This window comes from Vicinamibacteria bacterium (assembly GCA_035570235.1).
Classification (GTDB): domain Bacteria; phylum Acidobacteriota; class Vicinamibacteria; order Fen-336; family Fen-336; genus DATMML01.
Window position 1 is genome coordinate 35,030 of the sequence record DATMML010000030.1, and the last position, 14,880, is coordinate 49,909.

The window sequence follows — 14,880 nt, forward strand, 5'->3', positions numbered from 1 at the left end:
GTCTTGATGTCCCTGCTCTGCCGCACGGTGGTCCTCGCGGGCGTGATGGGACTCTCCGCTCAAGGGTGCGCGACCGTCCAGCCGTGGCAGCGGGGCCGTCTCGCCGATCCCTGCATGACCTTCGATTCCGACGCGGGACGCGTCGCGTACCAGACGCACTGGCAGGAGGCTCGAGAGGGCGCAGCGGGAGGCTTTGGAGTCCAGTCGGGCGGCTGTGGCTGCAAGTAAGCCTCGCTACCGCTCACGCCTGCGGGCGCTCTTAGTCGTGGGCATCGGCGTCTCCGCCCTCGAAGGGGCAGGGTATGTGGACTGGGCGGAAGACGAGCTGAACGTCCAGTTCCACGCCTTCCAGGACACGCGGGACGCCACCATCCTGAGCCCAACGATCGAGCTCACCAAAGACTTCACCGACCGAACGACCCTCCGAGCAAAGTTCGGCCTGGACGCCATCTCCGCGGCCTCGGACTCGTGCGTGCGCTGTCACCGACCGGGCGCCAGGGACACCCGCCTGCTGGCGGGCGCCTCCGTGATCCATAAGCTGAGCGATGACACGAAGCTCACCGTTGGTGCGGAGGTGGGGCACGAGAACTTCTACCAGGCGACCACCGTCATCGCGCAGATCTCCAAGCGCCTGAACAAAGGAAATACGACCGTGGCGGGCGGCTACTCGTTCTCCCTCAACCGACCGCAGCTCCACCCCGCCCAGCGGACGGAGAACCAGTTTGCGAGCGACGCCTTCGCCTCCCTCACTCACACCCTCACGAAAACTACGGTCGCGCAATTCGGCTACGAGATCGCGCAGATCGACGGGTACCAATCGAGTCCGTTCCTTCGCGCGCTCATCAACGGCGAGCGAGCGGTTGGAGTCTCCCCGGACAGCCGAACCCGCCAGACGCTAAGCGCGAGGCTTCGGCAAGCCCTACCTCTCGATAGCTATCTCGAGACCGACTACCGACACTACCTGGATACTTGGTCGATCCACTCCAACAGCCTTCAGGTGGGTCTGTCCCACTATCTGACCCGACAACTCCTGGTAAATGTGTCGTATCGGTGGTACCAGCAGACGGGGGCATTCTTCTTTGCTCCGGAATACTTCGGCAACCCCCACTACTTCACGGGGGACTTTCGGCTCCAGCCATTTGACTCCAGCCTCTACGGTGGACGAGTGGTCTACACGTCCCGGGGCCGTCTCCTTTGGCTCCCGGAAGGCGCCGGCCTGACCGCCGAGTACGAGTTCTACCGGAGCACGACCGGGTTTCAGGCCGCAATCTTCACGGGAGGCGTCCGCATTCCCCTAGGCAACAAGTGAGACCGCTCCCCGGGAAGGGCGTCGCCTGGGTCGCCTTCGTGTTGGTCGGGCAGGCCTCCGCGGGCGGGGAGCCGCCGGCGGCCGATCCGGACGTGACGACCAGGGAATACCGATACCTCATGGGGACGTCGGTGGAGATCATGGCCAATGGAGGCTCGGCCAGCGAGCGCCGGGCCGCCGTCGACGAGGCCTTCGCGGCCGTCGCGGAAGTCGACCGGCTCATGAGCAACTACCGGGACGACAGCGAGCTCGCAGAACTCAACCGCAACGCGGATCGCGTCCCGGTGAAGGTCAGCGCTCCCCTGCTCTCGGTCTTGGAGGCGGCACAGCGCGTCAGCGCCTTGAGCGACGGTGCCTTCGACATCACCGTGGGTCCCTTGGTGCGTCTCTGGGGATTTCACGACAAGAAGGCCCACGTCCCCGCCCCGGAGGAGCTGGCCCGGGTGCGTCCCCTAGTTGGGTACAAGAACCTACTCATCGATGAGAGCCTGCACACGGCGCGCTTCGCCCGCCCCGGCGTCGAACTCGACTTGGGTGGTATCGCCAAAGGCTTCGCAGTAGAGCTCGCCGCCAACGTGCTCCGCAAACACGGCCTCACGGGGTTGATCGACGCCGGGGGCAACCAGTACCTCCTCGGCCACCCGCCGGGCAAAGACTCATGGCGGGTCGGGATCAAGAATCCAGACGCCCCCAACAGGTTGCTCGGCATGCTGGAGGTCGGGGAATGCTCGGTCTCGACTTCCGCCCAGAATGCCAACTACCTCACCGCAGGCAACCGCACATACGGCCACATCCTCGATCCCCGGACCCTCCAACCCTCCGATGGGGCATTGAGCGCCACCATCATCTCCCCCGATGGGACCTTCGCCGATGCTTTGTCCAAAGTAGGCTTCATCCTCGGACCGGGACGGGGCCTGGACATCATCGAGTCCTTCCCCCAGACCGCTGGTCTCATCGCCTACCGGCAGCCCGACGGCCGCATCGGTATTGCAACCTCGCCGCGCCTCCGGGGAAAGTTTCATCCAACCTCCGCGCCTCCTTAACCCCACCGGAGTCGCGGCGTCGCTCACGCCCTCGGTTCTAGGCGCACCAGCGAGCCGCGCATGAGGAGGCTTCGACGATACGGCCCTCCCGTTCAGAAAGACAAGGGGGCCATCTTAAGAGGCGGGGGTTCGGGGGCGAGCTCAGGATCCCGCGGGAAGGCGGCCCGCGTGGGTGAGGAATTCGAGGGCAGCGGTCGTGAGCTCACGGTCGTGCCGCGGTCCCACGAAGCGCCCCTCCCCCAAGTGGTAGTGGAGGATGCCGGACCGCGGCAGGTTCTCGTCCGTATCGAATGAGTAGAACATCAGGATCCGAGTGTCACGAGGAAGGCCGCTGTCGTCGAAGAAGCCAAACGTCAGGTTACGCATGACCACCCATGCTGTTCCCGTCCAAGGTTGATTGATGATTCGGTGTCGCCGTTTCGCGGCGCAATCGCAATGTAGTTGGCGTGTCCTCCCTTGTCAAGATCGCATTTGTCCCGTGCCTGCGCGGGCGCGAAGGGTGTGACCTCCTGAAAGCCCCGTCCGGGGCGGCTTCCAGAACTCCTAAGAAAAGACTTGAGCCATTGCCGCTTGTGATCTCTCGCACGTCAGCGTCGTTCACGTTGGGTAGAGTTCGACGAGGGTCGCGCCCCAGCCGCCCCGTTCGGGGGGAGCGTCCGCGAAGGCCGCCACCTCGGACAAGCGGGCAAGGACGCGCCGCACCTCTGCGCGCTGTACGCCACGGCCGCGGCCATGGATGAGACGCAGTCGGCGGATTCCCTTCTCTCGACAGGCCCGCACGTAGTCCTCGACCAGGGAAGCTACGTCGCGGGGAGCAAACGTATGCAGGTCCAATTCGCCTGTGATGGGGATCTCGACCGCGTCCTCGTCCCTCACGCGTGCCCCGCGGAGACGGCCGCGGCCGCGTAGAAGGCGGGCAGATACTCTGAATCGCCGAGCTCGAGGCGCTTGTAGGCCTTGCCGATGGGGTCCCAGGCCGAGCCCCCGGGCAGGACCACCACCATCGGCCAGGGGGAAAGGTCACGGAGCGGCGAGCGGGCGGTCGCCACCCATCGCCCCCCCAGGCCCTGGATCATGACCTGCCCGAGGTAGCAGCCGAACACGAAGAGGGCTTCCGCCACGTCCTCCCCCGTCAGCCCCTGCTCGCGGAGCCCTTCGATCTGCTCGTCCAGGCGCTCCAAGCTGGCCGGTGAGTAGTCGAGGTCGACTTCGTTCTCCTCCCACGATGCCTCCACCGCGAGCTGCGCGTGGTCGAGCGCGTTCTCGGGGCTGGCCGGGAAGCGGAGCTGGAGCTTCATGGGGGACGGCGGCCTTTGGGCCTCTTCAGACCACGACGCCGTTGGGCGCGCGCGTGGGTGACACCTCCCCCACCACCTCTCCCTCGGGCTCGTAGTTGAGGTGGGGGGCCAGCCAGCGCTCCACCGCCCTCAGGTCCATACCCTTTCTCCGGTGGTAGTCGAGCACTTGGTCGCGCTCGATCTGGCCCACCGCGAAGTAGCGGGCCTGGGGGTGCGAGAAGTAGAAACCGCTCACCGAGGCGGCGGGAAGCATGGCGTAGCTCTCCGTGAGGCGGATGCCGACGTTCTCCTCCGCCCGGAGGAGATCGAAGAGGGGGCGCTTCTCGGTGTGGTCCGGGCAAGCTGGATAGCCAGGAGCGGGGCGGATGCCTCGGTAGCGCTCCCGGATCAGGTCCTCTACGCTGAGCGACTCGTTCTCGCCGTAGCCCCACTCGGCGCGAGCCCGCTTGTGCAGCCACTCGGCCAGGGCCTCCGCCAGGCGGTCGGCCAAGGCCTTGACCATGATCGATCCGTAGTCGTCGTGGTCTTTTTCGAGGGCCTCCACCAAAGGCTCGATCCCGACCCCCGAGGTCACGGCAAAGGCCCCCAGGTAGTCGAGGAGCCCGGTCTCGCGGGGAGCGATGAAGTCGGCCAGGGCCTGGTCGGGTTCGGCCTCCCCTTTGTCCGACTGTTGGCGCAAGGTGTGGAAGGTGGCGAGGATCCCGGAGCGCGCGTCGTCGGTGTAGACCTCGATATCGTCGCCCACGCTGTTGGCGGGAAAGAGGCCGAAGACCGCGCGCGCGGTCAGGGACCCGTCCCTCACCGTCTGACCGAGCCGCCTCTGGGCATCATCGAAAAGCTCCCGGGCCCGCGCCCCCCAGGCCTCGTTCTCGAAGATCCGCGGGTAGGTTCCCTTCAGCTCCCAGGTGTGGAAGAAGGGGGACCAGTCGATGAAGGGCACGATCTCGGCCAGGGGCACGGAATCGAGCACACGCACGCCCCGGAGGGAGGGGCGCGGCGGCTGGTAGGCGTTCCAGTCGATGCGTGTTCGCCGGCGGCGCGCGTCCTCCAGGGAGAGGAGCGGACGCTCCGTCCGGCGGGCGAGGAATTCCCGGCGGAGACGCTCCTGCTCGGCCCGGTTCTCCGCGGCCAGAGTCCCCCTCTGCCCAGGGCTCTTGAGCTTGCCCACCACCCCCACCGCCCGGGAGGCGTCCAGGACATGCACCACCGGCCCGTGGTAAGCGGGCGCGATCTTCACCGCGGTATGGGCTTTGCTCGTGGTGGCTCCCCCGATGAGAAGGGGGACCTCGAAGCCCTGGCGCTCCATCTCCCGCGCCACATGCGCCATCTCCTCGAGGGAGGGCGTGATGAGGCCGGAGAGACCGACCATGTCCGCGCCCACCTCCCGGGCGGTGGCCAGGATCTTCTCGCAAGGCACCATCACCCCGAGGTCGACGATCTCGTAGTTATTGCAGGCCAGGACCACGCCCACGATGTTCTTGCCGATGTCGTGGACGTCGCCCTTGACCGTGGCCATCACGATCCGCGCTTCCGCCGGCCTTGGTTCTCCCTCCTTCTTCTCGGCTTCCAGGAATGGCTGCAGGTAGGCCACCGCCTTCTTCATCACCCGCGCGCTCTTCACCACCTGGGGCAGGAACATCTTGCCGGAGCCGAAGAGGTCCCCCACCACGTTCATGCCGGCCATGAGGGGGCCCTCGATCACGGCCAGGGGCCTCCCGTGCTTCTCCCTCGCCTCCTCGGTGTCGGCCTCGATGAAGTCCACGATCCCCTTCACGAGGGCGTGGGTAAGCCTCTCCTCCACCGTTCCCCGCCGCCAGGCGTCCTCCTGAATCGGACCCTTGTCCTTCTGCTTCACCGACTCCGCGAAGGCCACGAGCCTCTCGGTAGCGTCCTCCCGGCGGTTCAGGAGCACGTCCTCCACGAGTTCCCGCAGGTCCCGGGGGATCTCCGCGTAGACTTCCAGCTGGCCCGCGTTGACGATGGCCATGTCGAGGCCGGCCTTGATCGCGTGGTAAAGGAAGGCCGAGTGCATGGCCTCCCGCACGGCCTTGTTCCCCCGGAAGGAGAACGAGATATTGCTGACTCCCCCGCTCACCTTGCAGCCGGGCAGGAGGGCCTTGATCCTCCGCGTGGCCTCTATGAATGCCACTGCGTAGTCGTTGTGCTCCTCGATGCCGGTGGCGACGGTCAGGATGTTGGGGTCGAAGATTATGTCCGTGGGCGGGAAACCCACCTCCTCGGTGAGGATCCCGTGGGCGCGCGCGCAGATAGCGACCTTGCGCTCCACGGACGTGGCCTGGCCTTCCTCGTCGAAGGCCATCACCACCACCCCCGCCCCGTAGCGGCGGACGAGCCGGGCTTGCCGCTTGAAAGCCTCCTCTCCTTCTTTGAGGCTGATGGAGTTGACTATGCCCTTCCCCTGGAGGCACTTCAGCCCGGCCTCGATCACGCTCCACTTGGAGCTGTCCACCATGATGGGCACGCGCGCGATGTCGGGCTCGGCGGCGATGAGGTTCAGGAACGTCGTCATCGCGGCCGCGGAGTCCAGCATCCCCTCGTCCATGTTTACATCGAGGATCTGGGCCCCCCCCTCCACCTGCTGGCGCGCGACGGCCAGGGCCTCCTCGAAGCGGCCGGCCAGGATCTGCTGGGCGAAGCGGGGCGACCCGGTGACGTTGGTGCGCTCGCCGATGTTCAGGAAGTTGGCATCCGGACGAATGGTGAGCGGCTCCAAGCCGCTGAATCGCGAGTAGGGCGCGGGCCGGGCGGGGTCACGCGGGGGCAGGCCCCGCACCGCTTCCGCGATGGCCCGGATGTGGGCGGGGGTAGTGCCGCAGCAGCCCCCGACGATGTTGATCCAGCCCCTTTCCGCGAACTCGCGCAGAACGGGGGCCATGTCCGCGGGCGTCTCGGGGAAGCCCGTGGGCAAGAGGGGGTTGGGCAGGCCCGCGTTGGGGTAGCAGCTCACAAACACGGGGGCCACGCCGGAGAGCTCCTCCAAGTAGGGCCTCATCTCGCGCGGTCCCAGCGAGCAGTTGATCCCCACGCTCAACAGATCCACGTGGGAGACGGAGTTCCAGAAGGCCTCCACCGTCTGTCCGGATAGGCAGCGGCCGCTCATGTCCGTGATGGTCACGGAGGCCATCACCGGCACCCGTTGTCCCCGCTCATCGAAGGCGCGCTGGATGGCAAAGAGGGCGGCCTTGCCGTTCAGGGTGTCGAAAATGGTCTCCACCATCAGCACGTCCACCCCGCCGTCCAGGAGACCGCGGGCCTGGTCGTAGTAGGCGGCCTCCAGCTCGTCGAAGGTCACTTGGCGGGCGCCCGGGTTGTTCACGTCGCGGGAGAAGGAGGCGGTGCGGTTGGTGGGCCCCAGGGCTCCGACCACGAACACTCCCCGCCCTTGCCGGGCGGCCATGAACGCGCCCGCCGCCCTCCGAGCCACCCGGGCCGCGGCCAGATTGATCTCGTAAGCCGCTTCCTGCAGAGCATAGTCCGCCAGCGAGATAGAGGTGGAGTTGAACGTGTTGGTCTCGATGATGTCCGCCCCCGACTCCAGGTACTCCCGGTGGATGGCCTCCACCACCGCGGGCTGGGTGAGGGAGAGCAGGTCGTTGCAGCCCTTGAGATCGCGGGGGTGGTCCTTGAAACGCCCGCCGCGGAAGTCCGCCTCTTGGAGGTTGCGGGCTTGAATCATCGTACCCATCGCACCGTCCATGATGAGGATGCGCTCCTTTAGCAGGGCGTGCAGCCCGGCCGCGCGATGGGCGGGGATGGGATCGTCAGCCATAAGCTTCTAGTGTACCAGCGGTTGTTGCCGCGAGTGAACCAGGGGAGTAGAGTCACCCCATGAAGCGGCCATGGGGGTGGGCACTGACCCTCGTCCTCCTCTCCTCCCTTGTCGCCGCCGAGGAATGGTATGACGCCTACACCGCGGGCGTCGAAGCCCTGAAGCAGCGGCAGGGGCCAAGAGCGGTGGAGGCGCTGAAGCGCGCCCTCAAGTTGCGGCCCGAGCCCGGGAACAACGTCGTCACCTACGGGACCAACAAGATCGACCGCTACTACCCCTACCTGCGGCTGGCCGAAGCCTACCTCTTGACGGACGACCCCGAGGCCGCCCGGGGAGCCCTCAAGCGCTCCGAGGCCATGGCCAGGGAACCCGGGATAGAACGGGCCAGCATTGCCGTGCTCGTGGAGTCAGCCCCCCACAGGCCGGGGACCCCCGGGCTGCCCCTCCCCCTCGGCCTGGCTGCGATCAAGGTCCCCCTGGATCCCGATGTGGCGGAGGGCGTTCGGCGCGTGGAGAACGGCGAGTTCGAGAGTGGGATAGCGGCCCTGGACGCGGCCGCCCGGCGGCTCGTCGCGGCGGGCGGGACCACCATGTCCCCCCAGCTCGCCCAAGCCTACCTCTATCTGGGAATCGCTTACATGGGGCGGAGCCAGCAAGAGCGTCTGAAGGCCGTCCCCGCGCTCCCTACGCCCCGCTGATCAGGAGACGAGGCGGGCGATAGCGAAGGCGGCAGCCGCCGCCAGCCCCCCGATGAGCATGGTCTGCAGCGCCCCCCGAAGGGGGGCGGCGCCCGTGAAGCGCCCCTTCACGTAACCGAACACGGCAAGGGCGACCAGGGTGACCCCCACCGAGAGGGGCAGAGCGGCCCGGGCCCTGGCGACCAGGAAGTAGGGGGCAAGGGGGACCAAGCCGCCCGCGATATAGGCCCCCGCGATCGTGATCGCGCTCTTGCGCGCGCGCTGCGGGTCGGGCTGCTCCAAGCCCAGCTCGAACCGCATCATGAAGTCGACCCAGGCCTCGGGGCGCTGGCGCAGTGCTTCGACCAAAGGAGCACTCTCGTCCTCGGTGAGGCCGTAGGACCGGAAGATCTCGGCCACCTCCGCCGCTTCGTGCGCGGGCAGTTCCCTCACTTCGCGCTGCTCACGGGCCCGCTCACTCCGGTAGTGCTCGGCGTCGCTCTTGGCCGCGAGGTATCCGCCCAGGCCCATGGCGATCGAGCCCGCCGCCACCTCGGCCAAGCCGGCCGTGATCACGATGGCAGTAGCGTCCACGGCCCCCGAGAGCCCCGCCGCCAGGGCGAAGGGGACGGTGAGGCCGTCGGACATGCCGATGACCACATCCCTCACCACCTCGCCCGAAGTGAAATGGGTCTCGACATGGGGGGTCTGTGGCATGGACGACCTCCTCCGGTCCGTGGCAGCAGGACATGGAACGACGGCGCCCGTAACTTACTACAGAGACGGGCCGCTGAGCCGCGAGCGGAAATTTGCGTTGCGCCGATCCTGTTCGCCGGCGCAGTGTTTCGAGCGCCGGATCCTCAGCCGCGAAGTCGTCTTATGGGGTGCTCGGCCGTCGGGGGCGAACGGATCGGTCCGTTGCCTCGAATACGTCACGCACCTCGGGGCGCAGGAGAACGATGATCGTGAACATCCCCAGAACGGTGCCAAAGGGTATACACAGCATGGCCTCGGCGCCGGCCACGACCAGGCAGAGTGTCCTCCGCTTGCGGTCGGCGAGACTCCTCCCCGCGATGACAAGGCACGTGGCCAGGGACCAGGCCAGGAGCATCCATGTGAGGGCAAGGAGGGTAAAGAAGCCGCCGAAGAGAACGGCGGGTGCTCCATTCTTTGACTTCGCCACCTCCGACGTCAACAGCCAAACACCGAGCGCGAGATGGAGGCTTGGCATAAAACCGGCGAGGGCCTCGAGCCCTGCGATGACATAGTGCCCCAGGGACAGCATCCTTAGCCAGTCCTCATCCTCTCTCGAGAGACGGTTCTCCACGGGTCAATTGTCCCTTCTCGGGAACCAGCATCCTGGGCCTGCCGGTCACGATTCCCGCCCGCGGCCGCCAAGTTTTTGCCGGTTTGTCGCCGCAAGCGTGCTCTTACTTCCGCCTCCTCGCCGTAGCGCCCGTCCCAGGGCCGTCAGCGTGCCACTCTACTACGGACGGACGTCGCTTTAGGCCCCGTAGCCTTGAGCAGCCTGCCCTCGGACGCAAGTTACCAGGTGCAGGGGCGACTCTCCCCGCCCGTGTTAGCCTCTCTGGCCTTGGGGGAACCTCGCACCTCAATGTTCTCCCGCGGAGACACAGATCGCGAGCCTCGGCGGGGACCCCAGCGACCCGCTCCTGGCCTCGGCCGTGGTCGTGGGCGCCCGGGAAGGAGTAAATGGGATTAGGGGAGTCGGGCCCCACGCGTTCCAAAGGGAAAGCGCGGTGGAATCGAGACACCGTGCTTTTTGCGGCGCTGGGATGGGACCCGACGTGGCAGCGCCGGCTCCCGATTCGCACGCGAATAGCCTGGACCGTCGCCGTAACCTTGGCCAGCTGTTCCCTGGGTGGCCTGGCGTTCATCGCCGTCTATTTCGTGTCCAGCCCGCTCCGATGGATCTCGCTCGCGCTCATGTTGTTGGGATTCGTCATGTTCACTGCCGTTCAGGTCATTCTTCGCCGTGAATTCCTGTGTCGCCTCGACAGAGAAGAGGACCAGCGCACGGCACGGGAAATCCAGTCCCGCCTACTCCCCGCCCTGCTCCCGGGCATACCGGGCATCGAGTTGGCTGCTCACTACACGCCCTTTCGTCTCATTGGCGGCGATTATTACGATGCCTTGCCCCTCGGTAACTCCCACCTGTTCATTGCCATGGCCGACGTCTCGGGCAAGGGTACAGGTGCCGCCCTCCTGACCGCGAACCTGCAGGCCACCCTTCATTTCGCGCTTTTTTTGACCCGTGACCACTCACTCGAGGCGGTCGCTCACGCCATGAACGCGCAGCTGGCTCACCATACCGCACCGAACGTTTTTGTGACCATGGTGCTGGCCGTGCTCGATCTCAGCGCGTACCGGCTGCGCTACGTCAACGCCGGGCATGCGCCCCCCCTGGGCCTTGGTCCCGACGGCAACTTGCTACGGCTCGAGGCCACGGGTCTGCCCCTGGGGATCTTCGAGACGTCAACCTACGCGGTGGGCGAGGTAGAGGTTCCACCGGGGACGGCTTTGCTCCTCTACACCGATGGCCTGAGCGAGCGGGCGGACCCTTCCCAGAGACTGTACGGCGAGGAGCGCATCGCAGCGGTTCTGAGACAGACCGCCGGCAAGGGCGCGGAGCAGGTCATCGATGCGATCACGAGTGACGCGGAGAGATTTGCGGGAGGCGAGCAACCCCACGACGACACCGCATTGCTGGTCCTGCGGACGCTGACATAACGAGGTTTACTCGGAGGGGCAGCGCGGGCGCTCCCCCAGAGACCGGTCAGGTAATGCACCGATCCGAGAGGAGTCGCATTAGTGGGCCCTCCCCTCTGCCGCCCGCGCAACCGTGGCGGGCCGGGCCTCTAGGGAATCGGACTCTGCGGGGCGAGCCCGTTCTTACGCGCTAGGTCTAGGAACTCCTGCCGAGACGTTGGGTCGGGCAGGGCGTGCTCGGCTCCGACCAGCTCCAAGCCCCTGACCTTTAGTACCAGCAGGGCGAACGCCACCAGCGCTTCGCTAGGCTGGAAGGCGCAGTGGCCATAGCGTAGAACCGGTATCTCGTCGTGGAGGAACAGCGAGCCCGAAAACAGGGTCTTGAGCCAGTAGAGGGCCTCGTGGCCAAAAGGGATGATGGGGTCCCCGGTGGTGTGGATCGTGACCAGAGGCGAAATCAGCCGCCCAGAGGTCTGGTAGTTGGCCCCGACCTCGTCGAGGGCAACGGGTTGGGCTGCAAAGCGCTGCACCAGCAGGTTTAGCAGGAAGTCGTTATCAGATCCCGAGTAAAAACGCTGGGTGTTATCGAAGGGCTGGCCGCCCAGCTTGGTTACCCCATCATTGGTGGCGAAGACGTTGTACCAGAGGAGGCCCAAGATCGTAGCCTCCCGGGTGGCGGGGACGAGGGGATCGGTGGGAGCACCGGTCACGCGCAAAAGCTGGTCGACGGCGTGGGGGCGCGCGCGAAGGGCCGCGGTGATCCGCGGAACGTAGGTCGTCTGCCAGTTGGCTATGACGTCGGGGGGGATCGTGACAGGGCTGCCGGGGATGAGGCCGGGGAAGAAATAGTCAAACACCACCCGGAAGTCCCCGAAGTAATCGAGCTGCTGGCGAAAATCGCCGATCGGCCCGCAGGCGGCAAGGCCGCCGTCGAACGTCTCCGGGAACTGCTCGACGGCCAAAGTAGTGATCAGGCCGCCTTCGGACGCCCCCGTCAGGTAGACCCGGTCCGGCGAGCCGTGCGCCGCTCGGAAGAGATCCACCAGCTCGCGCACATCCTCGATCCCGTCCTTCACGGCCAGCCCGTTCGTTCGGTAGCTGGTCGTAGCGAAACCGAAACCCAGATTGTTGATTAGGCGGGGCAGGGATACACCGCCGATCACAAGCTGGTCCTCTGGGATGCGCACGGGTTCGTTGAACGCCACGTAGCCATGGGCCCAGATCACAAGATCGCCGTTCCAGCACCCCGGCTCCGGCATGCACATGCGGAACACGGCGCCGCTCGGCTGTGTTCCGTCCGGTTCACAGGTGCTGGTCGTGCAGAGGGCTAGGGCCCGGCTGGGAACCGCCAGGGCGATCAGCGAAAGCAAAATGGTGCCCCTGAGAGCGGACATCGACTACCTCCTTCCTCGAGACGGCGGAGCTGTCCGAGTGACGGGATCCAAGTCAACTAGGTCGAACGATGCCGTCCCAAGCGAGCTCATGTTGCTCCCTCAATTTGCGCTATCGGACACGCGGCTGCCCGCCGAGAGTTCTGACCTCCACCGATTGCTTCCTTGCTCGAAGGTCGGAATACGTTTCATCGCTCAAGTAAGTGTTGGTCATCCGGAGCCATCGTCTCCGGGTATCCGGTCTTCGGACAGCAGCCTTTGCCCCAGGAGGAGGCGGCGCAGAGTCCTGAGGTCGTTGAGCAGCCGACGGCCGGCGGTCATGTGCCCGCGCAGCTTTTCGAGTTTATAGGTGACCAACCGCAGCGCCTCGAGGGGCCGGCCACTGCCTTCGCCGGCCGCACGGCGGGTTTCCTCGTCGATGGCGGAGACCGCTTCCTCGATGGCCTCGACGAGCAACCGGACGTACTCGTGGGCGCTCTCGAGATTGTCGAAAGGCGTGGTTGGCTTGTCACTTACTGCCCGAGTCTCTCGCGTCCGCGCCCGGCGAACGGGCCCGGGATCGGGAACGCTAGAATCTGGCACGGAAGCCCCCGAGAAATTCAGTCCGATCGAGCCTTGCCGGATAGGGGCCGCCGAGGTTCAAAATCCAGTCTGGGCGAGAGGCGGGGAAGAAACCCAGCCCGCCGGAAGGCCTCACCTCAACACCCGCAAGGAGGTCGACCACCCTTGGTGGTCGAGGCGGAAATGCGCCAGGCGTTCCCCCATGTCGCCTCTACTCCCATTCCAGGAAAACCCGCAGATATTGGGCAGACAACGCTACGTCCGCGCGTGCACCGACGTCAAGAGCCTAGTTGGAACGAATTATTGGATTACCGGATTGGACTAACGGTTCTTGACAGGCATGCTACCCTGTCGGCAGTCGGGCCCCTCCCCCCAGTCGAATTCTCTCCAAGTGAGGCCACCGTTGGGTCAGGTTCTGATCTCTGGCCAGATCCCGGACTCGCCCAGGAATCGGGCGATTGCAGACGTTCTCACACGAACGGTGGCGGCTCAGCCCGCAGTCTGGAACGTGAGAATCCATCGGCTGCCGCACACGACGTGGTGGCTGCTGCGCTTCAAGCGTTCCGCCGATGGCCTCAAGCGGGAGCTGCTCCTCGATCCTTACGAAGAGCCGCTGGAGATGATCGCCGCCGGCGTCATGGGCGCCCTCAAGGACGAGAGGGCCCTTCAGGAAGGTCCCGTGAGCGGCTCGACTCGATAGATGCGAGATCCCTTCTTGCAAAGCGGGGAAGACTTGTCCTAGTTCCCTCTTGCCGGCCGGGCGCTCGATGAGGGGCGGGCTGAGCAACGCCGTGCTTCTCAACGCCTCTCGCGTCGATACCTATTCGGGTAAACTCCGCACATTCCGCGGGAGGAAGGTAATGGATAGGTTGCGGCGTCAGATCTTAGCGGCCGTCCTCACGGCGCACGGCGCTCTGATTAGCCAGGCGGCAAGCGGCGAGGGGCTCGCCCCCACGCCGCCCATGGGCTGGAACAGTTGGAACAAGTTCGGTTGCGACGTCAGCGAGAAGCTCGTCAAGGAGACGGCTGACGCCATGGTGACCGCGGGAATGAAGGATGTGGGCTACCAGTACGTGGTCATCGATGACTGCTGGCAGGTGAAGCGCGACGAGAAGGGTCGTATCGTCGCCGACCCCGAGCGTTTCGCGTCCGGAATGAAGGACTTGGCCAACTACGTCCACGGGAAGGGGCTCCGCTTCGGCCTCTACTCGGACGCGGGCACCGGAACCTGCAAGAAACGCCCCGGGAGCAAAGGCTACGAGGAGCTCGACGCACGGACCTACGCCGAGTGGGGCGTAGATTATCTGAAGTACGACTGGTGCAACACGCAGGGGCAGGACACTCGCGACTCCTACGGGCGGATGAGCCGCGCCCTCCGCGGGAGTGGCCGTCCCATCGTCTTCAGCATCTGCGAATGGGGGAGCACAAAGCCTTGGCTCTGGGCGCAGGGGGTGGGCCACCTCTGGCGCAGCACCGGAGACATCCAGGACTGCTGGGACTGCGGGAGGAGCTGGGGGGGGATGGGCGTCGTACACATCATCGACCTGGTAGCCGAACTCCATCCCTACGCGGGCCCCGGCCATTGGAACGACCCCGACATGCTCGAGGTCGGTAACGGAGGCTTGAACCCCTCCGAGTCCCGCGCCCACTTCAGTTTCTGGTGTCTCTTCGCGGCTCCCCTCATTGCGGGCAACGACCTGCGCACCATGTCCAAGGAGACGATCGAGATCCTCACCAACCGCGAGGCCATCGCGGTGGACCAGGATCCGCTCGGGATTCAGGGACGCAAGGTCCGGGACAACGGCCCTCACCAAGTGTTTGTGAAGCCCCTGGCCGATGGCTCGCGGGCCGTGATCCTCTTCAACCGCGGCACCGAGGCCGGGAAGATCGTGATTCCCTGGGAGGACATCGGCCTCTCCCCGGGCGGGAAGGCCGTGGTCCGCGACCTGTGGAGGAAGTCAGACCTCGGTTCATTCGAGGGACGGTTCGAGGCGAAGGTGGAGCCCCACGACGTCGTGATGGTGCGGGTCACACCCGCGTTCTGATCGCCCCTTCTCTTCTGAAGGCCCCGGGGCGAGATG

The 14,880-nt window shown here is 65.9% G+C and carries 15 protein-coding genes; 7 read left to right on the forward strand and 8 right to left on the reverse strand.

The genetic code is table 11. The annotated features are described in order from the left end of the window. The first annotated feature begins 6 nt into the window (after positions 1–6). Genes VN461_04680 through VN461_04690 form a run of 3 tightly spaced genes read left to right on the forward strand, consistent with a single transcriptional unit; the run spans position 7 to position 2,352 of the window. Complete coding sequence (locus VN461_04680) at positions 7–228, forward strand: DUF4266 domain-containing protein (protein HXB54055.1); 222 nt, start codon at positions 7–9, stop codon at positions 226–228. Next, the gene (locus VN461_04685; protein ID HXB54056.1) at positions 215–1,309 is read left to right on the forward strand and encodes a DUF3570 domain-containing protein; all 1,095 of its coding nucleotides are present in this window, start codon (positions 215–217) and stop codon (positions 1,307–1,309) included. The genes VN461_04680 and VN461_04685 overlap by 14 nt, the downstream gene beginning before the upstream one ends. Further along, positions 1,306–2,352: an FAD:protein FMN transferase gene (locus tag VN461_04690; GenBank protein HXB54057.1), complete on the forward strand. Its 1,047-nt coding sequence runs from the start codon at positions 1,306–1,308 to the stop codon at positions 2,350–2,352. Before VN461_04685 ends, VN461_04690 begins: the two co-directional genes overlap by 4 nt. Before the next feature lie 141 nt (positions 2,353–2,493). On the opposite strand, the gene VN461_04695 is transcribed toward VN461_04690, so the two are convergent. From VN461_04695 to metH, 4 genes are all read right to left on the reverse strand, one after another. Continuing rightward, positions 2,494–2,718 carry a hypothetical protein gene (locus VN461_04695; protein HXB54058.1) on the reverse strand — a complete coding sequence of 75 codons (225 nt, stop codon included), beginning with the start codon at positions 2,716–2,718 and terminating at the stop codon, positions 2,494–2,496. A 231-nt stretch (positions 2,719–2,949) separates the two neighbouring features. Next, the gene (locus tag VN461_04700) at positions 2,950–3,228 is read right to left on the reverse strand and encodes a Smr/MutS family protein (GenBank protein ID HXB54059.1); all 279 of its coding nucleotides are present in this window, start codon (positions 3,226–3,228) and stop codon (positions 2,950–2,952) included. Then, positions 3,225–3,650 (reverse strand): hypothetical protein, encoded by a 426-nt coding sequence (locus tag VN461_04705; GenBank protein HXB54060.1) that lies wholly within the window; start codon positions 3,648–3,650, stop codon positions 3,225–3,227. Before VN461_04705 ends, VN461_04700 begins: the two co-directional genes overlap by 4 nt. A 25-nt stretch (positions 3,651–3,675) precedes the next feature. Beyond that, complete coding sequence (metH, locus tag VN461_04710; protein HXB54061.1) at positions 3,676–7,440, reverse strand: methionine synthase; 3,765 nt, start codon at positions 7,438–7,440, stop codon at positions 3,676–3,678. 59 nt (positions 7,441–7,499) lie between these two features. Here metH and VN461_04715 point away from each other — a divergent pair, with 59 nt between their 5' ends. Then, positions 7,500–8,138: a hypothetical protein gene (locus VN461_04715; GenBank protein HXB54062.1), complete on the forward strand. Its 639-nt coding sequence runs from the start codon at positions 7,500–7,502 to the stop codon at positions 8,136–8,138. Here the strand turns inward: VN461_04715 and VN461_04720 are convergent, their stop codons facing one another. Together VN461_04720 and VN461_04725 are read right to left on the reverse strand one after the other, a co-directional pair. Further along, complete coding sequence (locus tag VN461_04720) at positions 8,139–8,834, reverse strand: VIT1/CCC1 transporter family protein (GenBank protein HXB54063.1); 696 nt, start codon at positions 8,832–8,834, stop codon at positions 8,139–8,141. It abuts the gene before it with no gap. Positions 8,835–8,994: 160 nt separating this feature from the next. After that, on the reverse strand, positions 8,995–9,444 hold the full coding sequence (locus VN461_04725) for a hypothetical protein (protein HXB54064.1): 450 nt from the start codon (positions 9,442–9,444) through the stop codon (positions 8,995–8,997). A gap of 536 nt (positions 9,445–9,980) precedes the next feature. Here VN461_04725 and VN461_04730 point away from each other — a divergent pair. Beyond that, positions 9,981–10,868: a PP2C family protein-serine/threonine phosphatase gene (locus VN461_04730; protein HXB54065.1), complete on the forward strand. Its 888-nt coding sequence runs from the start codon at positions 9,981–9,983 to the stop codon at positions 10,866–10,868. A gap of 128 nt (positions 10,869–10,996) precedes the next feature. On the opposite strand, the gene VN461_04735 is transcribed toward VN461_04730, so the two are convergent. Both VN461_04735 and VN461_04740 read right to left on the reverse strand, forming a co-directional pair. Next, positions 10,997–12,241, reverse strand: coding sequence for a prolyl oligopeptidase family serine peptidase (locus VN461_04735; GenBank protein HXB54066.1), 1,245 nt, complete (start codon positions 12,239–12,241; stop codon positions 10,997–10,999). A 207-nt stretch (positions 12,242–12,448) separates the two neighbouring features. Next, entirely contained in the window at positions 12,449–12,820 is a 372-nt protein-coding gene (locus VN461_04740) for a hypothetical protein (GenBank protein ID HXB54067.1), read from the reverse strand. Between the two features lie 487 nt (positions 12,821–13,307). On the opposite strand from VN461_04740, the gene VN461_04745 reads away from it, so the two are divergent. Beyond that, positions 13,308–13,499, forward strand: coding sequence for a hypothetical protein (locus VN461_04745; GenBank protein HXB54068.1), 192 nt, complete (start codon positions 13,308–13,310; stop codon positions 13,497–13,499). Between the two features lie 160 nt (positions 13,500–13,659). Further along, positions 13,660–14,844 (forward strand): alpha-galactosidase, encoded by a 1,185-nt coding sequence (locus VN461_04750; protein ID HXB54069.1) that lies wholly within the window; start codon positions 13,660–13,662, stop codon positions 14,842–14,844. The last annotated feature ends 36 nt before the right edge of the window (positions 14,845–14,880 follow it).